At 65.4% G+C, this 26111-nt stretch carries 21 protein-coding genes and 1 pseudogene; 16 read left to right on the forward strand and 6 right to left on the reverse strand.

What is annotated here, in order from left to right; all coding sequences use genetic code 11:
- Window positions 1-112: 112 nt before the first annotated feature.
- The 5 genes from A7A09_RS15940 to A7A09_RS15960 all read right to left on the reverse strand — a co-directional run bounded on the left by A7A09_RS15940 (window position 113) and on the right by A7A09_RS15960 (window position 3951).
- Complete coding sequence (locus A7A09_RS15940) at window positions 113-679, reverse strand: GNAT family N-acetyltransferase (RefSeq protein WP_366466160.1); 567 nt, start codon at window positions 677-679, stop codon at window positions 113-115.
- Window positions 660-1181 (reverse strand): GNAT family N-acetyltransferase, encoded by a 522-nt coding sequence (locus tag A7A09_RS15945; RefSeq protein ID WP_106692319.1) that lies wholly within the window; start codon window positions 1179-1181, stop codon window positions 660-662. The genes A7A09_RS15940 and A7A09_RS15945 overlap by 20 nt, the downstream gene beginning before the upstream one ends.
- Window positions 1178-2674 carry a signal recognition particle protein gene (ffh, locus tag A7A09_RS15950; protein WP_106692320.1) on the reverse strand — a complete coding sequence of 499 codons (1497 nt, stop codon included), beginning with the start codon at window positions 2672-2674 and terminating at the stop codon, window positions 1178-1180. Before ffh ends, A7A09_RS15945 begins: the two co-directional genes overlap by 4 nt.
- A gap of 220 nt (window positions 2675-2894) precedes the next feature.
- Window positions 2895-3191: an antibiotic biosynthesis monooxygenase family protein gene (locus A7A09_RS15955; RefSeq protein WP_170167133.1), complete on the reverse strand. Its 297-nt coding sequence runs from the start codon at window positions 3189-3191 to the stop codon at window positions 2895-2897.
- A gap of 172 nt (window positions 3192-3363) precedes the next feature.
- On the reverse strand, window positions 3364-3951 hold the full coding sequence (locus tag A7A09_RS15960; RefSeq protein WP_106692322.1) for an FMN-dependent NADH-azoreductase: 588 nt from the start codon (window positions 3949-3951) through the stop codon (window positions 3364-3366).
- A gap of 98 nt (window positions 3952-4049) precedes the next feature.
- Here A7A09_RS15960 and A7A09_RS15965 point away from each other — a divergent pair, with 98 nt between their 5' ends.
- From A7A09_RS15965 to pbpC, 13 genes and pseudogenes are all read left to right on the forward strand, one after another.
- Window positions 4050-4928, forward strand: coding sequence for a LysR family transcriptional regulator (locus tag A7A09_RS15965; protein WP_106692390.1), 879 nt, complete (start codon window positions 4050-4052; stop codon window positions 4926-4928).
- A 171-nt stretch (window positions 4929-5099) separates the two neighbouring features.
- Window positions 5100-5678, forward strand: coding sequence for a peroxidase-related enzyme (locus A7A09_RS15970; RefSeq protein ID WP_106692323.1), 579 nt, complete (start codon window positions 5100-5102; stop codon window positions 5676-5678).
- Window positions 5675-6619, forward strand: a complete 945-nt coding sequence (locus A7A09_RS15975) for a DMT family transporter (protein ID WP_245999395.1) — start codon at window positions 5675-5677, stop codon at window positions 6617-6619. Before A7A09_RS15970 ends, A7A09_RS15975 begins: the two co-directional genes overlap by 4 nt.
- Complete coding sequence (locus tag A7A09_RS15980; RefSeq protein WP_245999396.1) at window positions 6616-7518, forward strand: DMT family transporter; 903 nt, start codon at window positions 6616-6618, stop codon at window positions 7516-7518. The genes A7A09_RS15975 and A7A09_RS15980 overlap by 4 nt, the downstream gene beginning before the upstream one ends.
- An 82-nt stretch (window positions 7519-7600) precedes the next feature.
- Window positions 7601-8371, forward strand: a complete 771-nt coding sequence (locus tag A7A09_RS15985) for a division plane positioning ATPase MipZ (RefSeq protein WP_106692324.1) — start codon at window positions 7601-7603, stop codon at window positions 8369-8371.
- 96 nt (window positions 8372-8467) lie between these two features.
- Window positions 8468-9613 carry an efflux RND transporter periplasmic adaptor subunit gene (locus tag A7A09_RS15990; RefSeq protein ID WP_106692325.1) on the forward strand — a complete coding sequence of 382 codons (1146 nt, stop codon included), beginning with the start codon at window positions 8468-8470 and terminating at the stop codon, window positions 9611-9613.
- Window positions 9610-10203, forward strand: a complete 594-nt coding sequence (locus tag A7A09_RS21885) for an efflux RND transporter permease subunit (protein WP_281277609.1) — start codon at window positions 9610-9612, stop codon at window positions 10201-10203. The genes A7A09_RS15990 and A7A09_RS21885 overlap by 4 nt, the downstream gene beginning before the upstream one ends.
- On the forward strand, window positions 10164-12665 hold the full coding sequence (locus tag A7A09_RS15995; protein WP_281277610.1) for an efflux RND transporter permease subunit: 2502 nt from the start codon (window positions 10164-10166) through the stop codon (window positions 12663-12665). Before A7A09_RS21885 ends, A7A09_RS15995 begins: the two co-directional genes overlap by 40 nt.
- A gap of 245 nt (window positions 12666-12910) precedes the next feature.
- Complete coding sequence (locus A7A09_RS21115) at window positions 12911-13486, forward strand: PAN domain-containing protein (RefSeq protein WP_211341153.1); 576 nt, start codon at window positions 12911-12913, stop codon at window positions 13484-13486.
- Window positions 13483-14463: a hypothetical protein gene (locus A7A09_RS21120; protein WP_211341154.1), complete on the forward strand. Its 981-nt coding sequence runs from the start codon at window positions 13483-13485 to the stop codon at window positions 14461-14463. The genes A7A09_RS21115 and A7A09_RS21120 overlap by 4 nt, the downstream gene beginning before the upstream one ends.
- The gene (locus tag A7A09_RS21125) at window positions 14451-15965 is read left to right on the forward strand and encodes an alpha-2-macroglobulin family protein (protein WP_211341155.1); all 1515 of its coding nucleotides are present in this window, start codon (window positions 14451-14453) and stop codon (window positions 15963-15965) included. Before A7A09_RS21120 ends, A7A09_RS21125 begins: the two co-directional genes overlap by 13 nt.
- A 47-nt stretch (window positions 15966-16012) precedes the next feature.
- A pseudogene (locus A7A09_RS21130) lies at window positions 16013-18375 on the forward strand (alpha-2-macroglobulin family protein).
- A gap of 2 nt (window positions 18376-18377) precedes the next feature.
- Window positions 18378-20480, forward strand: coding sequence for a penicillin-binding protein 1C (gene pbpC / locus A7A09_RS16005; RefSeq protein ID WP_106692326.1), 2103 nt, complete (start codon window positions 18378-18380; stop codon window positions 20478-20480).
- A gap of 95 nt (window positions 20481-20575) precedes the next feature.
- Here the strand turns inward: pbpC and A7A09_RS16010 are convergent, their stop codons facing one another.
- Window positions 20576-21781 carry an MFS transporter gene (locus A7A09_RS16010; protein ID WP_106692327.1) on the reverse strand — a complete coding sequence of 402 codons (1206 nt, stop codon included), beginning with the start codon at window positions 21779-21781 and terminating at the stop codon, window positions 20576-20578.
- A gap of 120 nt (window positions 21782-21901) precedes the next feature.
- Here A7A09_RS16010 and A7A09_RS16015 point away from each other — a divergent pair, with 120 nt between their 5' ends.
- The 3 genes from A7A09_RS16015 to A7A09_RS16025 all read left to right on the forward strand — a co-directional run bounded on the left by A7A09_RS16015 (window position 21902) and on the right by A7A09_RS16025 (window position 26048).
- Window positions 21902-22846, forward strand: a complete 945-nt coding sequence (locus A7A09_RS16015) for an AraC family transcriptional regulator (protein ID WP_211341158.1) — start codon at window positions 21902-21904, stop codon at window positions 22844-22846.
- A 173-nt stretch (window positions 22847-23019) separates the two neighbouring features.
- Window positions 23020-24717, forward strand: coding sequence for a sensor histidine kinase (locus A7A09_RS16020; protein ID WP_170167134.1), 1698 nt, complete (start codon window positions 23020-23022; stop codon window positions 24715-24717).
- Window positions 24714-26048: a sigma-54-dependent transcriptional regulator gene (locus A7A09_RS16025; protein WP_106692330.1), complete on the forward strand. Its 1335-nt coding sequence runs from the start codon at window positions 24714-24716 to the stop codon at window positions 26046-26048. Before A7A09_RS16020 ends, A7A09_RS16025 begins: the two co-directional genes overlap by 4 nt.
- Window positions 26049-26111: the final 63 nt, after the last annotated feature.

Below are 26111 nucleotides of genomic sequence, written 5' to 3' on the forward strand. Positions count from 1 at the left end.
GTGGCTGGCTTGGCGGCGGGGGCTGTCTGCCCATGTCGCTGGCTGGTTCTTGAACCAGTGGCGCACCGACCAGCGACCCCCGAAGATACTTGTATGAAAAAGAAGGCGGGATTCATGTCGCGGTTTCCCCGATCCGGCCGGGCGCCGGGTGGCGATAGACAAGGCAGGGCTCGTCGAACTCGGGAACCGGGGCGCTGCCGTCCCGCACCGCGCCGAGGCGTTCGGCCAGCGTGATGGAGCGGGCGTTGTCCCGATGGATATAGCTGACCGCGCCACTCCAGCCGAGCACCTGATAGGCATGGTCGCGGGCGGCCAGAGCGGCCTCGCGTGCATAGCCCTTGCCCTCGGCGGCAGAGGACCAGATCGTCCAGCCGATCTCCTGCTCGGGCCAGCCTTCGGGGAACCACGGACCGGTCATGCCGAGCGGAGTGTCATCCCCTTGCAGGGTAAAGACGAACATGCCCCAGCCACGCATGACCCAATGGCCGATGACATGGCCAAAGGCGCGCCAACTGTCGGATGGCTTGATCCGTGGTCCGCCGCCGATGAAGCGGGCGCGTTCCGACAGGTGGAATTCGCACCAATGCGGCCAATCGCCGGCGTGGGCGCGCGCAGGCAGAGCCGCTCGGTCGACAGGGGCGGGGCGGGGGACAGCAGGATCATGCCGGGACCTTCGCATGGCGATAGATCAGCACCGGGTGTCCCAGCAATTCGCCTTCGCGCTCGATCGTCGCACCGAGGCGTTCGGCAAGCGCGCGCGAGCGGGTGTTCTGAGGGTCAATATGCGAGATCAGCGGCGCGAAGCCCATCGGGCCCTGGGCATGGTCGCGGGCCATGAGCGCGGCCTCATGGGCAAGGCCGCGGCCCTCGAAACCTTCATAGATATGCCAGCCGAGTTCGGGTTCGGACCAGCCCTCGGGTTTGATCACGCCAACACGGCCAGCAGTCGCGCCGCTGGCCTTGTCCTCGACGACCCAGAAGCCATAACCGAACAGCATCCAATGGCCGACGGCCGAGGAAAAGCCGCGCCAAGCCCCCCATCGGTCGAACGGACCGCCGACGAAGCGGGCGCGTTCCGAGGCAGCGAAAGCCGCATGCGCCTCGAAATCCGACATGCGCGGTTCGCGCAGGATCAGGCGTTCGGTTTCCAGAACCGGAATATCGACGGAAAGCGTGGTCATTTCTTGCCGAACAGTCCCGACAGGCCGCCGGGCAGACCGGCCTTGCCAAGATCGCCGCCCAGGCCCTTGGGATCCTGCAGCATCTTGGTGGCTTCGGCCATTTTCGTCGGATCGACATTCTCCATATCGGGCAGGCCGCCGCCCTTGCCGGTCATCGCGCGCATCGCTTGTTTCAGCATGCCGCCCTTGCCCATCTTGCCGAGTTTCTTCATCGTATCAGCCATTTGGCGCTGCATCTTCAGAAGCCGGTTCAACTCGGCCACATCCAGGCCGGCGCCCAGGGCAATGCGTTTCTTGCGGCTGGCCTGCAGGATCGCGGGATTGGCACGCTCTTTCCTGGTCATCGAGTTGATGAGCGCGACCTGGCGGCGGACGGCGCTGTCGTCCATGCCCGCCTGCTCGGCCTGCTTGGCCATCTTCTGCATGCCGGGCATCATGCCCATGATCGACTGCATGCCGCCCATCTTCTGCATCTGTTCGAGCTGGCCCTTCAGGTCGTTCATGTTGAACAGGCCCTTCTGGAAGCGCTTCATCATGCGCTCGGCCTGTTCGACCTCCAGCACTTCCTGTGCCTTCTCGACCAGCGCGACGATATCGCCCATGCCGAGAATGCGGCCAGCGACGCGCTGCGCGTCGAAGCCTTCCAGCGCGTCCATTTTCTCGCCCAGGCCCACGAAGCGGATCGGCTTGCCGGTGACGGCGCGCATGGACAGGGCCGCACCGCCGCGCCCATCGCCGTCCATCCGGGTCAGCACCACGCCCGAGACGCCGATCTTGCCGTCGAACTCGGTGGCGACATTGACCGCGTCCTGCCCGGTGAGGCCATCGACGACCAGCAGGGTCTCGCGCGGCTGCGCGATGTCGCGAACCGCCTGAACCTCATCCATCAGCACCTGGTCGATATGCAGCCGGCCAGCGGTATCCAGCATGAAGACGTCATAGCCGCCCAAGGCCGCCTGCTGCTTGGCGCGCTTGGCGATCTGGGTGGCGGTCTCGCCCGGCACGATGGGCAGGGTATCGACGCCGATCTGCTGACCGAGGATCGCAAGCTGCTCCATCGCCGCCGGGCGGTTGGTGTCGAGGCTGGCCATCAGCACGCGCTTCTTCTCGCGCTCCTTCAGGCGTTTGGCGAGTTTCGCGGTGGTGGTCGTCTTGCCCGAGCCCTGCAGGCCGACCATCAGGATCGGGGCGGGCGGGTTGTCGATGCGCAGGGCTTCGGGTTCGTCCTCGCCCTGCAGGACCTTGATCAACTCGTCATGGACGATCTTGACGACCTGCTGGCCGGGAGTGACGGATTTCGTGACCGCCGCGCCGGTGGCCTTCTGCGTCACCGATTTCACGAAACTGCGGGCGACCGGCAGCGAGACATCCGCCTCGAGCAGCGCGACCCGCACTTCGCGCATGGCGGCGGTGACGTCGTCCTCGGACAATGCGCCCTGCTTGGTCAGCCGGTCGAAGACTCCGCCAAGCCGGTCGGATAGGTTCTCGAACATGGGCCGGGCCTCCTGAGCTCCGATGAATGGCCCGACGGGCCGGTGCAAAACACGAATGCCCCCGTGGGCGCAACGCGCTGACGGGGGGCGATCCCCGCAAGTTACGGGGACCGGAAGGGTGGTCCTTCCGGGAATCCGCAGCGTGATAGGCCGGGCTGCGGAGAATGTCAATGCCGGGCGATCCGGCGTGTCAGACCACCCATATCATCACGGATGCGAATCAGGGCTTCTTGTCGCGCCGGATAACCTCGCAAACCGAGATGTCATATTCATCGAACCAGGTCTCGCGGCCGTGTTTTCTTGCCTCGAGATGTTCCGGGTGGTTGGCCCATGCTTGCTGATGCTCATCGCTGGTGAATTCGACGATGGTGACCTGCTCGCCATCGTCGGCGCGAAATGTCTTGATCAAGACGAAGCCCGGCATCCGGCTGCCGATCTCTGCCATCTTCTTGCCGGTTTCGACATAAGCTTGGCGAGTTTCCTCGTGAACACGTGAGCGAAAGACAGTGATTGGCATTCCGGTATCCCTTGAGACCGGTATCCCTTGAAGCATGAAACTGGGCAACATCCCGGCTTTTTCCGGTAAAAACACCCGCTGTCAATCCCGGCGGGGGCAGGCGGGATATGCCGTCATCATTCATGGGGCGGCGCAACTCGGGACAAGCGGAACCCCGGTTGCGCCTGCAGGATCAGGCCGCCAATGCGCTCACCGCCTCTTGCGCGCGGGCAAGGCCGGCGTCGCGATCCATCGCCAGGCGGTCGGCGGCGACGAAGGTGACATCGGTGATGCCGAGGAAGCCCAGCATGTGGCGCAGGTAATCCGAGGCGAAGTCGACCTCCGATCCGATCGGCGTGCCGGCCGCGCTATAGGCGATGATGGCGCGCTTGCCCTTCAGCAGGCCTTCGGGGCCGGCCTCGGTATAGCGAAAGCTGATCCCGGCGCGGGCGATCTGGTCGATCCAGTTCTTCAGTTGCGCGGACAGGGTGAAATTGTAGATGGGCGAGCCGATCACCAGCACATCCGCGTCCTGCACCTCTTTCAGATAGGCGTCCGAGGTCGCGACCAGTTTCTGCTGCTCTGCCGTCGGGTTCTCGGGGGCGAGGCGGACGGCCTTGTACCAGTCGGTATCGATCGCGGGGACGCCTTCGTTCAGGTCGCGATAGGTGACGGTCGCAGCCGGGTTGTCGGTTTTCAGTTTCGCCACGATATCGGCGGTCAGCTTGCGCGAGATGGATTCCTCGCCGGTCACGGCGCTGTCGAGATGAAGAATATGCATGTCTGTCGATCCTCTTGGTTTGGCGTTGAGCAAGAATTAAGACTTTGCATGGGCGAACGGAATAGCGATAAATGCGCAATGTCTGTGCGGAGGTGCACATGAATATCGAAAGCTGGGACGATATCCGCACGGCTCTGGCCGTGGCGCGCACGGGAACGGTCAGCGGCGCGGCCGAGGCCCTGGGCGTGCATCATGCGACGGTGATCCGCCGCGTGGATGCGTTGGAAAAGCAGTTGGGCGCCAAGCTGTTCCAGCGGCATACCCGCGGCTATGCGCTGACCGAGGCGGGGCAGGTCCTGCTGCGCAGCGCGGGCGAGGCGGATGAGCGTTTCGCGCAGATGGCCTCGAACATCGCCGGGGCAGGCGACCGGATAGAGGGGGAACTGGTGGTGACTTCGCTGCCCGAGCTCTCTGATCTGGTCATGCCGCGCCTGCTTGCGCTGTTGCGGCGGAATCCCGGTTTGCGGTTGCGTTATGTCACCGCTGCGCGGCTCTACCGGCTTTCGACCGGAGAGGCGCATATCGCCATCCGCGCCGGGGCGAAACCGGACGAGCCGGATTACGTCGTGCGGCAGTTGGCGGTGCTGCCATCCCGGCTTTACGCGGCGCCCGCCTATCTGGAAGCCCATGGTCCGGTGGATGATCTGGCGCAGCATCGTTTTGCCATACCCCCGCCGGGGGCCGGAGGAGAGCGGGCCCCCTATATGCGCTGGCTGCAGGAACGCGTCCCCGAGGAATGTCTTGTCTTTGTCAGCAATGATCATGACGCCATAGAGGCTGTCGTCCGCGACGGGCAGGCTCTTGGGGTGCTGATGGATGCGCGGACGGAAGGGCTGGTCGAGGTCATGGCCCTCGCGGAATGGGATTCGCATCTCTGGCTCGTGACCCATGTCGACCTGCATCGCACGCCGAAGGTGCAGGCCGCGCTGGAGGCGTTGCGCGGTGGTGGAAAGAGGCAAGCTGTGCAAGGCAATTGAATGCCACGCCCGTTTCCTGCGCCCCGTCACGCCATCGAGCGGCTATATCCATATCGGTCATCGCGATGCGGGAGGGCGGGACGCCATGCAGATCCGGCGACTGAAATGCCATCTGTTCCCTTCCATCTGCACCGGCCATGACGCAGACTGCGCCGGAAGAGGAGCCGAGAGATGACCCAATCCCCCCCGCCGATCAGCCGTTTTCCCGTTCCCGATCTGGACAGCCTGCCCGACGATATCCGCCAGACCATCGAGAAGGTGGCCGAGAAATCGGGCTTTGTGCCCAATGTCTTCCTGGCGCTCGCCCATCGCCCGGCCGAGTTCCGCGCCTTCTTCGCCTATCACGACGCGCTGATGGACAGTGACGAGGGGCTCAGCAAGGCCGAGCGCGAATTGATCGTGGTCGCGACAAGCGGGCTCAACCGGTGCCAGTATTGCGTGGTGGCGCATGGGGCGATCCTGCGCATCCGGGCGAAGGATCCGTTCATCGCCGATCAGGTGGCGGTCAACTGGCGCAAGGCGGATCTGAGCAAGCGGCAGCGGGCGATGCTGACCTATGCCGAGAAGGTGGCGCTGAACGCGCAGGAGATCGGCGACGAGGACCACCGGGCGCTGGCAGAGGCCGGTTTCAGCGCCGACGAGATCTGGGATATCGGAGCCATCGCCGCGTTTTTCGGCATGTCGAACCGGCTGGTGAATGCGGGCGATATCCGGCCCAATGACGAGTTCTACATGCTGGGACGGCAATGAGGGCGCCGCTTGCGCCCGAGCCGCGGCTGGCCCGGCCCGGGATCAATCCACAGATGGAGGCCGCCGATTGGGCGCAGCTTTTGCTGCTGTCGCTTTTGTGGGGCGGCTCGTTCTTCCTGATCGCGGTCTCGGTCACCGGGTTGCCAGTGCTGAGCATCGTCGCGATCCGGTTGGGCGTCGCGGCGATGGTGCTGTGGCTGATCGTGCTGGCGACGGGGCGCAGGTTGCCGCGCGCGCCGGGGATATGGGCGGCTTTCCTTGTCATGGGCATCCTGAACAACGCCATCCCCTTCGGGCTGATTGTCTGGGGACAGACCTCGATTCCCTCGGGGCTGGCCTCGATCTTGAACGCGACCACGCCCTTGTGGACTGTGATCGTCTCGGGGTTGCTGCTGAGCGACGAGGGTTTCAGCGCCCGCAAGCTGGCCGGTGTTGTGCTGGGGCTTGGCGGGGTCGCCGTCATGATCGGGCTGGATACGCTGGCCGGGCTGGGGCATGCGATCTGGGCGCAACTGGCGATCCTGGGGGCGGCGCTGTCCTATGCCTTCGCCAATGTCTTCGGGAGGAGGTTCCGGTCCATGGGGCTCGACCCGGTGGTCACGGCGGCAGGGATGGTCACCGGATCGAGTGCGCTGCTGATCCCTCTGGCGCTATCGGTCGATGGCTGGCCCGGGGCGGAAGTGCCCGGACAGGTCTGGCTCGCCGCCATCGTTCTGGGCGTGCTCAGCACCGGCTTTGCCTATGTGCTGTATTTCCGCGTGCTGGCACGGGCGGGGGCCACGAATATCTCGCTGGTGACCTTCCTTGTCCCGGTCTCCGCGGTCCTGTTGGGATGGCTGTTCCTTGCCGAGACCCTGGGAGCGGCGCATCTGCTGGGCGTCGCCCTGATCGCCCTGGGGCTGGCACTGATCGACGGGCGGCTGTTCGGAGGGCGCAAATGAGTGTCGCGGTGCCTCGGCAAGAGGCCCTGCGCGGGCATGCGGCGATGCTGCTGTTCTCGGCGCTGGTGGCGGGGTCGTTCTCGCTTGGCGCGCGGGCGGCCAACCTGATCGATCCGGCGGCAATCAACGCGGTGCGTTTCGTCATCGCCGCCGGGGTAATCGGAGCGGTGGCGCTGGCCGGTCCCGGCATCCCACGAAAGGCGCTGCATGCACCGTGGAGATACCTGCTGCTGGGCGGCATCTTTTCCAGCTATTTCGTGCTGATGTTCGAGGGGCTCAAGACCGCCAGCCCGGTCTCTGCCAGTGCCGTCTTCACGCTGACGCCGCTGATCGCCGCCGGTTTCGGATGGCTGGTCATGCGGCAGCGGCTGACCCGGCGGATGGCGGCGGCGATGACGCTTGGCGCCGTGGGGGCGCTATGGGTGATCTTCCGCGGCGACATCGCCGCGATGCTGCGGCTGGAACTGGGGCGCGGAGAACTGATCTACCTGCTGGGCTGCGTGGCGCATGCGCTGTATATCCCGCTGGTGCGGCGATTGAACCGGGGCGAAAGCTCGGTCGTGTTCACGCTCGGCACGCTGGTCGCGGGGGCCATCCTGCTGCTGATCTGGGGATGGCGGGCCATCGGTGCGACGGCATGGGCGGATTTGCCGGCGATCGTCTGGATCACCCTGTTCTACGTCTCGCTCTTTGCCAGCGCCACGACATTCGTGCTGGTCCAGTTCGCCTCGCTGCGGCTGCCTGCCGCCAAGGTCATGGCCTATACCTACCTGACCCCCGCATGGGTGATCGCGCTCGAGTCCCTGCTGGGGCAGGGCCTGCCCGGAGGCATCGTGCTGCCCGGCGTGGCGGTGACGCTGCTGGCCCTGTGGCTGCTGCTGGAGGGCGATGACGGCTGACCGGCGATCGGACGAGGCCGCTTTTCATCCCCTCGCGCAGCCGCTAGGTTCCGCGCGGACAAACGAGGCAAAGAGGCAGTCGGTGGCGCATATCATCGTTGTGGGCAACGAAAAGGGAGGTTCCGGGAAATCGACGACCTCGATGCATGTGGCGACCGCCCTGGCGCGGATGGGCTACAAGGTCGGTGGGCTGGATCTCGACGTGCGGCAGCGCAGTTTCGGCCGCTACCTGGAGAATCGGGCGGCTTTCACCAAGCGCGAGGGGCTGGATCTGCCCACGCCGATGCTGGGAGTGCTGGGCGAGGGGAGCGACCCGCTGACCCCGGCGCTTCACGCGCTCGAGGCGGAATGCGACTTCATCCTGCTGGATTGCCCCGGCTCGCATACGAAACTCAGCCAGATGGCGCATACGCTCGCCGATTCGCTGATCACGCCGATGAATGACAGTTTCGTCGATTTCGACCTGCTGGCGCGGATGTCGCCCGAGGGCAAGGTGCTGGGGCCTTCGATCTATGCCGAGATGGTCTGGTCCGCCCGGCAGATGCGGGCCGAGGCCGGAGCCGGGCCGATCGACTGGCTGGTGCTGCGCAACCGCCTTGGCACGCAGGCGATGCATAACAAGCGCAAGGTCGGCGGGGCGCTGGCGACCCTGTCCAAGCGGATCGGCTTTCGCGTCACCGCCGGCTTCTCGGAGCGGGTGATCTTTCGCGAATTGTTCCCGCGCGGCCTGACCCTGCTGGATCTGAAGGAGATCGGCACCGAGAGCCTGAGCATGTCGAACATCGCCGCGCGGCAGGAATTGCGCGACCTGATCGCGACGCTGAACCTGCCGGGGGTGAGCGTCAGTTTCTGATCGTCATCACGGCCTCTTGACGTCGCGGCAGGATTGTCGCTAGTCGCATGAATGTCTATGTTTCGCAGATTGCATTTTTCGTTACAGGCGGTCGCGATGCGCATCCTGTCCATTGCCCTGCTCGTGGCTGGTTTGGCATGGCCTGCCATCGCCGAGGATGGTGATTCTTCCGTTAACTCTACCGAATCCGTGGTCGAACGCTCCGTTCCCTCGGTCACCGTAACTTCTGCCGAGCGGACCGAGGTGCAGGCGAGGGTGCCGGTCGTCGGCACGCTGATGGCCCGGCAGGAGGTGCAGGTCTACTCGCAGGTCTCGGGTCACGAGATCACCGAACTTCTGGTCGAGGCCGGTGACAGCGTCGAAAAGGGACAGGTGCTGGCGCGGTTGTCCACCGATACTCTGGCCGCACGGCTCGCGCAGGCCGAGGCCGGATACCAGCAGGCCGAGGCGGCGCTGAAACAGGCCGTCACGACATTGGAGCGGGCGCGGCGTCTGCGTTCGTCGAACAACGCCTCGCAAGCGACCCTGGACGATGCGGTCGCGGCAGAGGCGAATGCGCAGGCCGGGCTTGCGCAGGCCGAGGCGGCGCGGCGGATCGCGCAGCTCGACCTGGACCGGGCCGAGATCACCGCCCCGGTATCTGGACTGGTGGTGGAGCGCAACGCGGTGCTGGGCGGATTGTCCGGCAGCGCTAGCGGCCCACTGTTCACGCTGCTTGCCGATGGCAAGATAGAGATGTCCGCCGAAGTGATCGAAACCGCCCTGCAGAAAGTCTCGATCGGCGATCCGGCCGAGATTCGGGTTGCCGGGTTGGGGAGCATCACCGGCGAGGTGCGGCTGATCCCGGCATCGGTCGATCCGGTGACGCGCCTGGGCAAGATGCGGATCTCGCTGGAGGCGGTGCCGGGCCTGCGAACCGGGCTGTTCGCCAGCGGTTGGGTGATCACGGCGAAACGCGAGGCCGTGACCGTGCCTGCCACCGCCGTTCTGTCGGATGACCAGGGCGATCGCGTGCAGGTCGTCGAGGATGGCGTGGTGCGGTCCCGCCCGGTCAAGGCCGGTCTGCTGTGGCAGGAGCGGCGCGAGATCCTCGAGGGCATCGAGGAGGGCGAGCAGGTGATTGCCCGCTCGGGCGCCTTTTTCCGAGATGGCGACATGGTCAAGGCGGTCAGTTCCACGAAGGAGACGGAAGACGAAACCGCCAGCGCCACCACGCCCGCCGAAGGGACGCGCCGGCCATGAATATGTCCACCTGGTCGATCCGGCACCCGGTTCCGCCGATCGCGGTGTTCCTGGTGCTGCTGATCGTCGGGCTGTTCAGCTTTTCCCGGCTGCCGGTCACGGCGATGCCGAATATCGACCTGCCCATCGTCAGCGTGAATATCGGCCAGCCGGGCGCCGCGCCCTCGGAACTGACCACGCAGGTGATCCAGCCGGTCGAGGACAGCATCGCCTCGGTCACCGGGGTGCGGCATATCAGCTCGACCGCGACGGACAGCATGGCGGCGATCACCGTCGAATTCGAGCTGGAAACCGACAGCGACCGGGCGGTGAACGACGTCAAGGACGCGGTGTCGAATGTCCGGGCGGAACTTCCCGAGAGCATCAGCGAACCCATCGTCCAGCGGGTCGATGTGACGGGCTATCCGATCCTGACCTATGCGGTCAGCGATCCGACCCAGACCATCGAGGGGTTGTCGAAATTCGTCGATGACGTGATCGGGCGCGAGCTTTCGACCGTGGACGCGTCGGCAAGACCACCCGCATCGGCGGCGCAGAACGCGAGATCAAGGTGGAACTCGACCCCGACCGGCTGCTGGCGCATGGATTGACGGCGGCGGATGTCTCGGGTCAGCTTCGCGCCAAGAATATCGACATGGGCGGCGGGCGCGGCGATCTGGCGGGCACCGAATATTCGATCCGGACATTGGGTTCCGCCGACACGGTCGAGCAGCTTGCGGCGACGCCGATCGCCATCGCCGATGGAAGGACGATCCGCCTGGACCAGTTGGGGCAGATCATCGACGGGGCGAGCGAGGAACGCAGCTTCGCCCTGCTGGACGGTCAGCCGGTCGTGGCCTTCGGCGTCTACCGTGCGACCGGCAAATCCGATCTTTCCGCGGGCGACGGCGCCAAGGCAAGGCTGGAGCAGATCCGCGAGCGTTATCCGAATACGCAGGTCACCTTGATCGACGATGCCACGACCTATACCGCCTCCAGCTATCACAGCGCGATGGAGACGCTTTACGAAGGCGCGGCGCTGGCCGTGGTCGTGGTGTTCCTGTTCCTGCGCAACTGGCGCGCCACCCTGATCGCCGCCGTGGCGCTGCCATTGTCGATCATCCCGACCTTCTTCGTGATGCAATGGATGGGCTTCACGCTGAACGGGATCAGCCTGCTGGGGATCACGCTGGTCACCGGCATCCTCGTCGATGACGCCATCGTGGAAATCGAGAATATCGTCCGCCATATCGGCATGGGATCGCCGCCATACGAGGCCAGCGAAGAGGCCGCGAGCGAGATCGGCCTGACGGTCATCGCGATCAGCTTTTCGATCGTCGCGGTCTTTGCCCCGGTCAGCTTCATGGGCGGCATCGCGGGGCAGTATTTCAAGCAGTTCGGCCTGACCGTCGCCGTGTCGGTGCTGTTCTCGCTTCTGGTCGCGCGGATCATCACGCCGATGCTGGCGGCCTATTTCATCCGCGGCAAGGTGCATGAGGCGGACCTGCCCGACGGCCTGGTCATGCGCGTGCTGATGTCGGTCCTGCGCTGGACGATGCGCCATCGCGGGCTGACCCTGCTGGCGGGGCTGGGGATCTTTGCCTTTTCGATCTTCTCCTCGACCCTGCTGCCGACCGAGTTCGTCCCGGCCTCGGATATCGGCCGCAGCCAGATCGAGATCGAGATGCCGCCCGGTTCGACCATAGACGAGACCGAGGGGTCCGTGCGCGATCTGAACAGGCGCATTGCCGAGACGTCCGAGGTGAAATCGGTTTTCGCCTATAGCGACGGCTCGGATGTGACCTCGGCCCGGCTGATGATCAATTACGGCAAGAAGGATGATCGCGAGCGGTCGCAATTCGACCTGGAAAACGAGCTGAAGGAGCGGCTCGCCGAGGTTCCGGACATGCGCATCAATTTCCAGAACGAGGCGGGGCAGAACGACCTGACGATCAGCGTGCTGGGCGAAACCGAAGAGGCATCGGCAGAGGCGGCGGAGCGCCTGGTTTCCGCCATGGGTGAACTCGCGACGCTGGAGGGGGTGAGATCGTCGGCGAGCCTGCAACGGCCCGAGATCCAGGTCTCGCCGAAACCGGATATCGCCGCGCAGCTTGGCGTGACCGCCAGTGCGCTGGCCACCACCCTGCGCATCGCGACGCTTGGCGATACCGAGGCGAACCTGGCCAAGTTCAACGCAGGCGACGAGCAGGTGCCGATCGTCGTGCGGCTGAACGAGGCCTCGCGGAACAACCTGATGCAGGTGCGGAACTTGCGGGTGCCCAGTTCTTCGGGGCAGATCCCGCTGGTGACGGTTGCCGATGTGACGCTGTCGGCCGGTGCGACCGAGATCGGCCGTTATGACCGGCAATTCCGCACCACGGTCAGCGCGAATCTCGCGGATGGGGCATTGCTTGGACCGGTGAGCGCAGAGGTGGCCAACCTGCAGCAACAGGTCGAATTGCCGCCCGGCACCTCGATCCAACCGGCCGGCGATGCCGAGATCATGGGCGAGGTGTTTTCCGCTTTCGGCACCGCCATGGGCGCCGGCATCATGCTGGTCTATGTCGTGCTGGTGCTGCTGTTCCACAATTTCGTCACCCCGGTGACGATCCTTCTGTCGCTGCCGCTGGCTATCGGCGGAGCGATCCTCGCGCTCTTCGTGACCGGCAATTCGATCAGCATGGCGGTGGTGATCGGATTCCTGATGCTGATGGGCATCGTCACCAAGAACTCGATCATGCTGGTCGAATTCGCGCTGACCTCGATGGCCGCGGGCACCCCCAAGCGCGAGGCGATCCTGGACGCGGTGCACAAGCGCGCCCGGCCCATCGTGATGACGACAATCGCGATGACGGCGGGGATGGTGCCCTCGGCCCTGGCCACCGGGGAGGGGGGCGAGTTCCGTGCACCGATGGCAATTGCGGTGATCGGCGGGCTGCTTCTGTCAACCTTGCTGTCGCTGCTCTTCGTGCCGTCGCTGTTCTCGGTCATCCATGGTGGGCAGGGGCGAGTGTTCGGCTGGATCGGACGCCGGATCGGGCTGAACAAGGCGCGGGAGGTTCCCGCCGAATAAGCGGACGCGGCGCCGGTCGGCAGGGCGATGCGGGTGAACCGTCAATGCAAGACCGCGATAATCGGGATGCGGGCAAAGAAATTTGACTTGCCGCCCCGTCCGAAAAGATCCGGGAAAGATCGGGGAAAATGCGGTAAGATCGGGGCCGGGCCTCTTTGCGGCGACAATTTCACGCGTATTGACAGAGTGTTACAAAGCTGAGCCATATTCGTGATGAGGCTATCGGAAACACCCGGAGGATTGTCATGCGGATCGCACGCGGTTTCATCTTGCTTTGCATTTTCCTTTTGGGCTTTCCGATCTCCGCTGCGGCGCAGGACGGGCGTCGCATAGAGACGACCGAGAATGCCGATTATTTCGGTTTCGATCTGCGCACGGAAAAGGATGTCTCGCTGGATCAATGCAAGGCCCTTTGCCTCGAAGATCAGCAATGCCGCGCCTTTACCTATAACAGCAAGGCGCAATGGTGCTTTCTCAAGTCCGATTTCACCCGCTCCAATCCGTCGGAGGGCGCCGTGGCCGGCAGGGTCGTCGTCGAGGCGGCGGCGCCGGATCTCGGGGTGGCTCCGGCTTTGCGTTTCGTGCCGGAACATGTGCTTCGCGAGGCCCAGCAATATCGCGACAAGCTCTTGCGCGATGCAGCACCGGGCGACAGCGGTTTCCTGTCGCTGGTGTCGATGGCGGGACAGGCACTGAACAGGGGCGATTCCCGTGCCGCGATGCGGGCCTATTACGAGGCCATCGCGATGAAACCCGAAGATGCTGGCCTTTGGACGGGGCTGGCCCGCGCGTCGCGGCGACGGAACCCGGCGGGCAGATGAGTTCCAACCAATTGGAACGGGCTGGCACCTCTGCGGCGGTCAATGCCTATGACATGTCGCGCAGCCGGGATGAGCGGGCTCATGCCCTGGTGGTTCTGGCCGAGGCACTGGAGCGGCGCAGCCTCTTTCGTCCGGCGATCAGCGCCTACGAGGCGAGCCTGGAGTTGAGGAACGCGCCGGATGTGCAGGAGGCATATGCCGATCTCAAGCGCCGCAAGGGGTTCCGGGTGCTCGATCATTCGGTGGATTCCGACAGCGTCACGCCCCGCGCCTGTGTCCAGTTTTCCGAGAACCTGGTGAAAAGCGGTGTCGATTACGCGCAATATGTGACGGTCGAGAATGCGCGCTCCTTTGCCATCGACCGCAGCGATGCCGAGCTTTGCGTCACCGGGCTGAAACATGGCGAAGAATATCGCATCGTGATCCGGCAGGGATTGCCCTCGGCCATCGGCGAGGTGATTGCGCAGCCGATCCCGCTCGAGATCTATATACGCGACCGCGCTCCGGCCCTGCGTTTCACCGGCGACAGTTTCGTGCTGCCATCCTCGGCCCGGCGCGGCATTCCTCTGGTCTCCATCAATGCGCAAGCGGCGAAGCTCTCGGTCTATCGCATCGGCGACCGGGCGCTGACGCGGCTTCTGACCAGTTCGGAATTCCTTCGGCAGTTGAACGGTTATTCGCTGGATTACGTCTCGGGTCAGATGGGCGAACCCATCTGGGAAGGCACGGTCGATATCGACACCGAGTTGAACAAGGACATCGTCACCAGCATCCCCCTCGACGAAGCGGTGCCCGAGCGTAAACCCGGCATCTACCTGATGACCGCGCAATCTTCGGACGGGCAGGACGATTATTCGGACAACCGCGCCACGCAATGGTTCCTTGTCTCCGATATCGGGCTTTCCACATTCGCCGGGCAGGACGGGCTGTCGGTCTTTGCCCGTTCGCTTGAAACGCTGCGCCGATGGAGGGGGTGACGCTCCGGCTGCTGGCCCGCAACAACGAGATCCTGGGCGAGGCCGTGACGGATGCCGATGGGCGCGCGGATTTCGATCCGGGGCTTGCACGCGGAACCGATGGGCTGGCGCCGGCGGCGATCCTGGCCCGGCGGGGCGAGGAGGATTTCGTCTTCCTCGACATGACCCGCGCCGGTTTCGACCTGTCGGACCGGGGTGTGACGGGGCGTCCGGCGCCGGGGCCGCTGGACATATACGCCTGGACCGAGCGCGGCATCTATCGCGCGGGCGAGACGGTGCATGCCTCGGCCCTTGTGCGCAGCCCGGCTTCGGATGCCGAGGACGACCTGCCGCTGACCTTCATCTTTCGCCGTCCCGACGGGGTCGAGGCGCGCCGTGTCGTGTCGGATGGTGCGCGGCTTGGCGGTCATGCCGTGGAACTGGCCGTGCCGGAGAATGCGATGCGCGGCACATGGCGGCTGACCATCCATGCCGACCCGGACAAGCCGGCGCTGGCGGAAGAGATGTTCCTGGTCGAGGATTTCGTCCCCGACCGCACCGAGATCACGCTTGCCAGCGCCGATGACCGCATCCCGGTGGGGGGCGTGACCGATGTAAGCGTGGATGGGCGTTATCTTTACGGTGCCCCGGCCTCGGGCCTGTCGCTTGACGGCCAGTTGACCGTGGCCCCGACGCGGAAATGGCAGGCGTTTCCCGGCTATGTCTTTGGCCTCGATGACGAGGAGGACGTGGAGACCATGCGGGTCCCGCTGGCCGGGTTGCCGCTGACGGATCAGGACGGCAAGGCGGTCTTCCGGGTCGCGCTGGACTCGGCCCCGGCCACGACGCGCCTGCTGAGCGCCGAGGTCAGCGTGCGGATGCGCGAGGCTGGCGGGCGGGCTGTCGAACGGGCGCTGGATCTCGAAATCGAACCCGAAGGCGCGATGATCGGGATCCGGCCGGAATTCGGAGGCGGCCGCGTGGAAGAGGGCGGCACGGCGAATTTCCGGGTGATCGCCGCAGATCCCGAGGGCCGACGTATCGGGATGGAGGGGCTCAAATGGTCGCTTCTGCGGATCGACCGTCATTACCAATGGTATCGCGATGGCGGCTCGTGGAATTACGAAGCGATCACCACGACAAGCCTCGTTCAGGAAGGTATCGTGGATGCGCAGGCCGATAGCGAGCCGCAGATCGGCGTCTCGGTCGATTGGGGCCGCTACCGGCTGGAGGTGGAAAGCCCCGAGCCGGGCGGGCCGATCACCAGCGCGGCATTCGATTCCGGCTGGTATGTCGAGGCAAGCTCGACCGAGACGCCCGACGGGCTGGAAGTGGCGCTGGACCGTGAAACCTATGCGGTGGGCGATACGGCCCGGCTGCAGATCTCGCCGCGCTTCGCGGGCGAGGTCCTGGTGACGGTCGGATCGGAAAGCCTGCTTGAGACATTCACCGCAAGCGTTCCCGAAAGCGGCGCGAATATCGACATCCCAGTGACCGGAGAATTCGGCGCGGGCGCTATGTGACCGCGACCCTGTTCCGCCCCGGCAGCGATACCGAGAACCGCCTGCCGATGCGCGCCATCGGCGTGCAATGGCTGCAGATCGATCCCGCCGGGCGGCAACTTGCCGTCGATCTTGGCGTCAAGGAACAGGTCCGGCCGAATGCGCCGCTGGCCATCCCGGTCAGTGTCGATGGGCTGGAGCCCGGAGAGGAAGCCTATGTCACCGTCGCCGCGGTGGATCTGGGGATCCTCAACCTGACCCACTTTGAGCCGCCCGATCCCGAGGGCTGGTATTTTGGCCAGCGCAAGCTGGGGCTGGAGATGCGCGACATCTATGGCCGCCTGATCGATGGCTCCCTGGGCGCTGCGGGACGGCTGCGGACCGGCGGCGACGGCGCCAATATGGAAAGCAGCGGCAGCCCGCCGACCCAGAAGCTGCTCGCTTTCAATTCGGGGATCGTGCGGGTCGACGATGACGGCAAGGCCGAGATTTCCTTCGACATCCCGCAATTCAACGGCACCGCGCGGGTGATGGCGGTGGCATGGTCGGGCAGGGGTGTCGGACATGCGGTCAAGGATGTGATCATCCGCGACCCGGTGGTGCTGACCACCAGCCAGCCGCGCTTTCTCGCACCGGGGGACCAGGCGCGCCTGCTGCTGGAACTGGTCAATACCGACGGGCCGGCGGGCGATTACCGGCTGGCGATCTCGGGCATCGGTCCGGTCGCCATCGGTGCGGGCGCGGTCCCCGATACACTGACGCTGGAGGCCGGGGCGAAAACGGCCTTGTCCGTCCCCATCTCGGCCACCGGCGGTACGGGAGAGGCCGCGATCACCGTCACCCTGTCGCATGAGTCCGGGCTCGGCGTCGAGAAAAGCGTCACCCTGCCGGTGCGCCCCGGTGTCATGCCGGTCGCCGATCAGCGCATGGTCACGCTGGAGCCCGGTGGCGGCAGCCTGGTGCTGGACAACACGCTTCTGGCGGGGAGTTTCGCGGAAGGCGCCTCGGTCAGTGTCAATGTCTCGCGCAATACGGGCTTTGACATTCCCGCGCTGCTGATGTCGCTGGACCGCTATCCTTATGGCTGCGCGGAACAGACGACCAGCCGTGCGCTGCCGCTGCTTTATGTCAGCGAATTGTCGAAGGCTGCCGGGCTGGAGGACGATCCGGCGGTGAAGGGCCGGATCGAGGATGCCCTCAGGCGGGTGCTGTCCTACCAGTCCTCCTCGGGCAGTTTCGGCTTGTGGGGGCCGGGATCGGGCGATCTCTGGCTTGACGCCTATGTGACGGATTTCCTGACACGGGCGCGCGAACAGGGCTTTGCCGTGCCGGAACAGTCGATGGAACAGGCGCTCCGGAACCTGCAGAACTCGCTGGCCTATGACACGGATGTCGAGTCGCGGGGCAGCGAGATCGCTTATGCGCTTTATGTCCTGGCACGCAATCGCAAGGCTTCGGCGGGGGATCTGCGTTACTATCTGGATACCCGGCTGGACGATTTCAGAACACCGCTGGCCCGCGCCCAGCTTGCCGCGAGCCTGGCGCTCTATGGCGATGCCGGGCGGGCAGAGAGCGGTTTCGCCTCGGCTTTCCGTCTCGCACAGGGGCTGGGCGGCGGCTATCGCAGCCGTTCCGATTACGGCTCCGATCTGCGCGACGGCGCGGCGATGCTGGCGCTTGCGGTCGAAAGCCGCCCCGAGCCGGCGCTGGTGCCGCAGATGGTCGGCCTTGTCTCGGACATGCGCAACAAGACCCGTTATCTCAGCACGCAGGACCAGGCCTGGATGCTGCTGGCCGCACGTGCGCTCAGCCGGTCCGATGACGATATCCGCCTTGCCGTGGACGGAGCATCGCATGACGGCGCCTTCGCCCGGCGGATACCGGGCACGCAGTTCGATGCCGCGCCGCTGACCATCGCCAATCGCGGCAGCGAGCCGGTGACGGCGGTGATCACGACAGATGCGGCACCCCGGCAACCCCTGCCTGCGGGGGGCGAGGGTTTCACCATCACGCGGCGCTACTTCACGCTGGACGGTCAGGAGGCCAATATCACCAATGCCCGCCAGAACGAGCGTTACGTGGTGGTCATCGAAGTGACGGAGCAGCGTGACTGGCCGTCGCGCCTGCTGGTCTCGGACCTGCTGCCAGCGGGTTTCGAGATCGACAATCCGCGTCTCGTCGCAGTTCGCAGCTGGACAATTTCGACTGGCTGGGCAGCACCAGCGCGGTGCATACCGAGTTCCGCGACGACCGCTTCATCGCCGCTTTCGACCGTGGCGAGGGCAGCAAGGACAAGCTGCGGCTGGCCTATGTCGTGCGGGCGGTGACGCCGGGGGTCTTCATGCATCCGGCGGCCAGCGTCGAAGACATGTATCGCCCGCAATTCTCAGCCCGCACCGCGTCGGGCTTCATGGAGATCGCGGGGAACTGACGATGAAGCGGGTCGGGATCAGGGGGCGTCGCCGGATCAGGCGGGGCGCGATTGTCCTGTCGGTTCTGGCCGTGCTGCTGGTCGCCGGTGGCGTGGCGTTGCAACGGCTGGATGCGGCCTATCCGCCGCCGCTCGATCCCGCGCCGCTTTCAGCCGAGGTGGTGGACCGCGACGGAGCCCTGCTGCGTGCCTATGCGGCATCCGACGGGCGGTGGCGTCTGCCTGCGGATATCGACCATCTCGACCCGCAGCTCATCGAGATGCTGATCGCCTACGAGGACAAGCGTTTCTGGTCGCATTCCGGCGTCGATCTCCGGGCACTCGGTCGGGCGGCGTGGCAGCTTGCCAGCAACGGGCGCATCGTTTCGGGCGGCTCGACCTTGTCCATGCAGCTTGCCCGCCTGACCGAACCGCGCACCGAGCGCAGCTTTGCCGCCAAGTTCCGGCAGATCGCCCGCGCGATCCAGATCGAGCGGCGGCTGTCCAAGCGCGAGATCCTCGAGCGCTACCTGACGCTGGCGCCCTATGGCGGCAACCTGGAAGGGGTGCGGGCGGCGAGCCTTGCATGGTTTGGCAAGGAGCCGCAGAAACTGGAGCTTGCCGAGGCCGCGCTGCTGGTCGCGCTGCCGCAATCGCCCGAGGCGCGCCGCCCCGACCGGCATCCGCAGGCGGCCAAAGAGGCGCGCGACCGCGTGCTTGCCCGCATGGCGAGCGCCGGGGTGATCGCCGAAAGCGAGGTCGAGCGGGCATCGGGCGGCAAGATCGCCGAAAGACGCCTGCCGATGCCCGCATATGCCGCGCATCTGGCCGATGCGGTGATGCGGGCGGATCCCGGAGCGCGGAAGCATTACCTGCTGATCAAGCGCAGCGCACAGGCCAATCTGGAGACGGTCGCCGCCCGGTCCGCGCAGCGCTTGGGCGCGGGGGTCTCGGTCGCGATGATCCTTGCCGATGCCCGCACGGGCGAGGTTCTGGCCCGCATCGGATCGGCGGGCTATTTCGATGCCGCGCGTGCCGGATGGATCGACATGAGCACCGCCCAACGCTCGCCCGGCTCTACGCTCAAGCCCTTCATCTACGGTCTCGCCTTCGAAGAGGGGCTGGTGATGCAGGAAACCATGATCGAGGACCGGCCCGGCAATTTCTCGGGCTACCGGCCACGGAATTTCGACATGGCCTATCAGGGTGACGTGTCGGTGCGCACGGCCTTGCAGATGTCGCTGAACGTGCCGGCGATCCGGCTGCTGGACGCGCTCGGCCCGGTGCGGCTGGTGGCACGGATGCGGCAGGCGGGCGCCCCGCCGGAACTACCGCCGGGAGAGGCGCCGGGATTGGCCATCGGGCTGGGCGGGGCGGGGCTGACGCTGGAAGGACTGGTGCAGCTTTATGGCGGGTTGGCCAATCGTGGCCGCGTGCAGCCGCTGCGTCACCTGGCCGGGTCGTCTCCGTCGCGGCAACCGGCCCAGGTGCTGACTCCGCAGGCTACGTGGCAGATCGCCGATATCCTGTCGGGCGTGGTGCCGCCCAAGGGCGCGCCGCGTCTCGGCATCGCCTACAAGACCGGCACCTCCTATGGCTATCGCGACGCATGGGCGGTCGGCTATGATGGCCGCCACGTTCTGGGGGTCTGGGCCGGGCGGCCCGATGGCGGCTCGGTGCCGGGGTTGACCGGATATGTCGCCGCCGCGCCGATCCTGTTCGAGGCCTTCTCGAAATCGGGCATCGGGATCGAGCCCTTTCCCCCGGCCCCGCCGGGCGCATTGCGGATGACGGCCTCGGAATTGCCGTTCTCATTGCGGCGCTATGCAGCGCCGGATGGCGATCTGGTGACCGGAGCAGCGGGCGAGCCCGCGCCCGAGATCGTCTTTCCGCCGCAGGGTGCAAGGGTCGATCTCGGCCTTGCCCGGGGCGGCGGGGTCATGCCGCTTGCGCTCAAGATCAATGGCGGCCGGGCGCCGTTTCGCTGGCTGGCCAATGGCGTGCCCCTTCCCGAGATGTTCCGGCGGCGCAATGCGTCATGGGTGCCCGATAGCGGTGGTGCCTCGACGCTCACGGTCATCGATGCGGCGGGACGCACGGCAAGCGTCGATGTGTTCCTGGAATAGGTGTTTCCGGATCCGCAGGCCGGGCCATCGCCTGTCCGTCGATGGTCCGGCCCGTGGATTTGCAAGGCTTTATCGCCGGGCGGTTTGCGCGGGGATCACCTGATCCTGACCCGGGTGACGATGGCAAGGACGGCTACGCCCAGGATCAATGCGCTGACCAGGAAGACACCGCGGGGGCCGGACAGTTCCAGCACCGCGCCGCCGCCTGCCGCACCCATCGCGATGGCAAAGTTGATGGCGGCGACGATCAGGCCGCCCCCGGCTTCGGCCTCATCCGGCAGGGAGCGGGTGATCCAGGTCGACCAGGAGACCGGCACTCCGGCGAATACCAGCCCCCATAGCCCCACCATCGCCGCATCGAACGGAGCAAAGCCGCCCACCCATGACAGCAACAGCGCAAGGATCGCCATGGTCAGCGGCATCGCCATGAGTGCAAGCCAGAGCGAGCGCTCGATGACATGGGCGATGAGGTAAGTGCCCGCGAAATTGGCGATCCCGAAGATGAACAGGATCGCGGTGACACCTTCGATCCCGACTCCCGTGATCAGTTCCAGGAAGGGACGGATATAGGTGAAGAAGGTGAAATGCCCGGCAAAGACCAGCAGGACGGCGATCATGCCGATGCCTATCCCCGGGCGGGCAAGAACCTCGATCAGCGTGCCCAGTCTGGCCTTTCCGCGAGACGGCAGGGAAGGCAATGTCGCCATCTGGACCAGTAGCGCCAGGACGGCCAGCCCCGTGGCGACATGGAAAACGCCGCGCCAGCCGATCAGCCCGCCCAGATAGCTGCCGACCGGAACGGCAAGGACGGTGGCGGCCGAAACCCCCATGAACATGATCGCCAATGCGCGGGGAATCGCGTCTTCGGGCACCAGCCGCATCACCGTCGCGACCGACAGGGTCCAGAACCCGCCAAGCGCAACCCCCATCAGGATGCGTCCGAGCAATAGTAGCGGCAGCCCCGGCGCGGTCGCCACGATCAGGTTCGAGACGATCAGCAGGACCGAGAAACCCATCAGCACCAGCCGCCGGTCGATCCCGCGCGTTGCGACCGAGATCAGCAGGCTGGAGATCAGCGCGACAAAGGCCGTCGCGGTAACCGCCTGTCCGGCCGCGCCCTTGCTGATCTGCAGCCCCTCGGCGAGCGGGGTGAGCAGGCTGGCGGGCAGGAACTCGGCCGTGACAAGCGCGAAGACCCCCAGGGACATGGAAAAGACGGCACCCCAGGCCGGTCGCTCGACGGGGTGTTCCGTAATTAAGTCGATGCTGGGCGCCGTGGCGCCGAATGTATCCGTTGGCATGATCCGGTCCTTGTTCGGGATGACAGCTTTTCCCTATTTGGCTGGTCAATCCGGATTATCCATGTCATTTTATCCCGCATGTATGATCGAAACGCCGAAACTCCTGCCGAACGCGATGCCGTGAGCGAGGTGCTTCTCGGGATGCGCCTTCGCGGCGCCAGCTATTCCCGCCTGCGCCTGACACCGCCATTCGGCCTGCGCTTGCCGGAGGGAAGCGGCGCCCGCTTTCACTTCATCGGGCAGGGAGAGGCGGTTCTGCTTTTGCCGGACATGCCGCCGCGCAGGCTTGGGGCCGGCGATGCGGTCCTGATCCCGCGCGGACATGATCACAGTCTCCTGTCGGCGCCGGGCGTTGCGGTGCGGGATATCGCCTCATACACATCCCAGACCTTGTGCAAGGCGTTCTGCGAGATCCGCGACTGCAACGCCGAAACCTGCAGGACCCTCGATACGACCATCCTGTCGGGGGTGATGGAGCTTGACCTTCTGACCATGCATCCCCTGATCGCCCTGATGCCCGAGGCGATGTCGGTCGGCGCGTTGCTGGACAGGCAGCCCGAGATGCGGGCCATGCTGGCGGCGATGGAGGCCGAAATGGCGCAGGATCGCCCCGGTTCGGCCGGAGTGCTGGCCCGCCTTGCCGATGTGATCGCGGCCCTGATCGTGCGTGGCTGGGTGGAATGCGGCTGCGACGAGGCTTCCGGCGTCATCACCGCGCTGCGCGACCCCCGCCTTGCCCGGGTGCTGGTCGCGCTGCATCGGGAACCGGGCAGGGACTGGGATGTTCCGGCCATGGCGAGCCTGATGGGGGCATCCCGCTCGGTGTTCTCGGAGCGGTTCACGGCAATCGTCGGGGTCAGCCCGCTGCGCTATGTCACCGATCTGCGGATGCGGCTCGCCGCTCAATGGATCGGGCGAGATGGCGAAGCCATCGCGGCGGTGGCCCATCGGTTGGGTTACGGCTCGCAAGCCGCGTTCGCGCGGGCTTTCAAGCGGGTCATCGGGGTTGCGCCCGGCCATGTCCGGCGCATGAATGCCGCACAGCACCCGGGATCAGCCGGATAGGCGCCCACCATTCCGAGCAGGGATTTCCGGCGTCGCGCCGCCGCTCCGAAAGGCGTGCAAGCCGCGTGCAATTTTGGAATATTGAATTTTCTTCTGGCCGGATCGCGATGTTCCGCGATACCGTGCCTCTGCCACGTGATCGACGGAGCTGGAGGAGGCGAGACCGTATCAGGGTGCCCGGAAAGATCAGGATAACCTCGATCGCGGCGGTGATCGCGACCACCGCGATTTGCCTTGCCGCATATCTGTTGTCCTTCGAGTATCTCGTCAGGGCGATGCGCGACAGCGACAGGGGGGCAAGCCATTACGCCCGGGGCATCGATCTCGCGGTGACGCGTTTCGGGCATTTGCCACGGCTGCTGGCCGAGGATCCGCGGATATTGCAGGCATTGGCCGGGGAGGATGAGAAGCAGCTCGAGCAGCTGGACAGGCATCTGTCATGGGTCGCGGCAGTCTCGAATGTGCAGCGCATCCTGTTGCTGGACATCAATGGCCGGGCAATTGCCGGATCCGAACTCTGGAAGGATCCGGCACCGAAGGAGGAACTCTATACCTTCCGGCCGGATTTCAGGGCCGCGCTCGGCGGGACTGTCGGCACCTATTTCACCGTGTCGCCGGAAACCGGGGCATTTTCCTATCACGTCTCGGCGCCCGCCCTGAACCGGGAAGGTGTCGTCTTCGGGGTCGTGAGCGCCATGGTCTCGCTCGACGATGTCGGGCGGGCATGGGAAGATACCGGTGAGCTGGTCTTGCTGACCAATCCGCAGGGCGTGGTGCTGGCAGCATCCGACCGGGAATATCTCTATGGGCTTCTGAACCCGTTGAATGCCTATGAGCGGCGGCAACTGGAGCTTGGGCGGCAATTCGGGGACCTGTCGCTGCATGTCCTGGGCTGGAAGGTGAACGGCCCGGACCGGGTCGATCTCGAGGGCGAGACCTATGTCTGGAACAAGGCCATGGTGCGATCCGAACCCTGGACGATCCATCTGCTGACCGATCTGCGCGGCATTCGGATCACCTCGCTGCTGGTCGCCGCCGGGTTGCTGGTGCTGGCCTTGCTGATCGGGCTGATCACGGTGCTGTTCCAGAGTGCCCAGCTTCGCGAGGCGCTGCATCGCTCGAACGAGGACCGGCGGCGGCTGCGCGAAGCGCAGGACATGCTGGCGCGCAAGAACAGGCTTGCGGCCCTGGGACAGTTTTCGGCCTCGATCACCCATGAGCTGGGACAACCCATCGCGGCGATGCGCAACTATCTTGTGGCCTCGGAAATGGAGCAATCCGGCGAGAATGCCGGTCAGAATGCCGATCTGCATGGCGAACTGACGAAGCTGGTCGAGCGGATGGGGAATATCATGACCCAGCTCAAGAGTTTCAGCCAGCCGGGTGGACGCAGCTCCGCCCCGTTCGACATCCTGGCGGCCATCGAGGCGAGTATCGCGCTGGTGCGCTTCGACGCCGAGCGGATGGGCGTCGATCTGGCGTTTGAGGCCGAGCCGGATTTGCCGGCCTGCCTGGGCGATCAGGCGCGCTTCGAGCAGGTGATCATCAATTTGCTGACCAATGCGCTGGATGCGATGGCCGAGCAGCCGGTCAAGCGCCTGTCCATCCGCTGCCGCCGGGACGGCGCCGGACTATATGTGCGCGTCGAGGATACCGGCACGGGGCTGGGCGGCAAGACGCTGAGCGATCTGCAGGAGCCGTTCTTCACGACCAAGGCTTCCGGCAAGGGAATGGGGTTGGGGCTGGCCATCTCGTCCCAGATCGTGGGCGAGATGGGCGGAACGCTGAGAGCGCATGACGCGGCGGGCGGCGGCGCCGTGTTCGAGATCAGGCTTCGCGCAGCAGTGGAGCAGGAGGAGGGAGCCGGGTGAGCGAAAGGAAGATATTCGTGATCGACGACGATGCGGCGATGCTCAAATCGCTGCTGCAGCTGTTGTCGAAAGCCGGTTGGGACGTGAAATGTTTCGAACGTGCGCAGGCCGCGCTCGACCGCCTGGAGGCCGAGGACCCCAATGTGATCCTCTGCGATATGCAGATGCCGGGCATGTCCGGGCTGGAGCTGCTCGCAGGGATCAGATCCCGGCGCGCCGTGCCCGTGGTGCTGATCTCGGCCCATGGGGATATCCCGACCGCGGTTCAGGCGATCCAGGACGGGGCCTATTCCTTCCTTGAAAAACCCTATGATCCCCGTCGGTTGCTGGGAATTGTCAGAAACGCGGCAGAGAAGGACAACCTTCGCCGACAGACCGAGATCATGCGCGAGCAGATCGGCCGCCTGTCCGGGCTGGACCGTATCCTGATCGGCAATGACCGGCAGATCTCGGTGCTGCGCGATCAGGTGATGCAATTCGCCTCGATCGACAATCCGCTGCTGATCTCGGGCGAGACCGGAACCGGGAAGGAACTTGTCGCCCGGTCACTGCACAGCCTTGGCAGCCGGATGGGATTCCCGTTCGTCGCCCTCAATTGCGCGACCCTGTCGCAGGAGCGTTTCGAAGAACAGGTCTTCGGGGTCGCAGATGGCAATGCCGGGCTGATCCGGCGGGCCGAGGGAGGAGTGATGTTCCTGGACGAGATCGGCGCCTGCCCGGCCCAGATACAGGCCAAGTTCCTGCGGGTGATCGAGCATCATTCCTTCACCCCCATCGGCAGTGACGAGGAACTGACCGCCGATCTCCGCATCATCGCCTCGACGAACGAGGATCTTGAGGCAAAGGTCACGGCGGGTGAGTTCCGGCAGGATCTGCTGTACCGGATCAACGCCCTGTCCCTGCACCTGCCGCCGCTGCGCGACCGGGGGGAGGATGTCATCATCCTGTTCGACCATTTCCTGCGCGATCTGGCCGCCGTCTACGAGATCGACCAGCCCGAGCTTCTACCCGGCGAGCTGTCGGACCTGCTGTCGCATGGCTGGCCCGGCAATGTCCGCGAATTGCGGCATGTGGCCAATCGCAGGATCCTGGCGGCCACGCGCGGCGGCGGTTCGGTGAGCGAGGCGATGTCGCGCCAATCGGGAGAGGATCCGCCGCCCGGAACCCTGCGCGACGCGGTTGCGGCATTGGAGAGATCGATTATCGGCCAGTCGATCCGCAACCATGACGGGCGCATGGACGCGGTGGCCGAGGCGCTCGGGATCGGTCGCCGGACGCTGAACGAAAAGATGGTCAAGCTGGGGCTCGACAAGGCGCATATCCTGCGCTGAGCCGCATATTGGCGGATATCCGCAGGTGGTTCGCGCCGGGGCTGGCGGATTTCTTCATAGCCA

The sequence above is a fragment of the Paracoccus methylarcula genome, assembly GCF_003007735.2.
In the GTDB taxonomy this organism is placed as follows: domain Bacteria; phylum Pseudomonadota; class Alphaproteobacteria; order Rhodobacterales; family Rhodobacteraceae; genus Paracoccus; species Paracoccus methylarcula.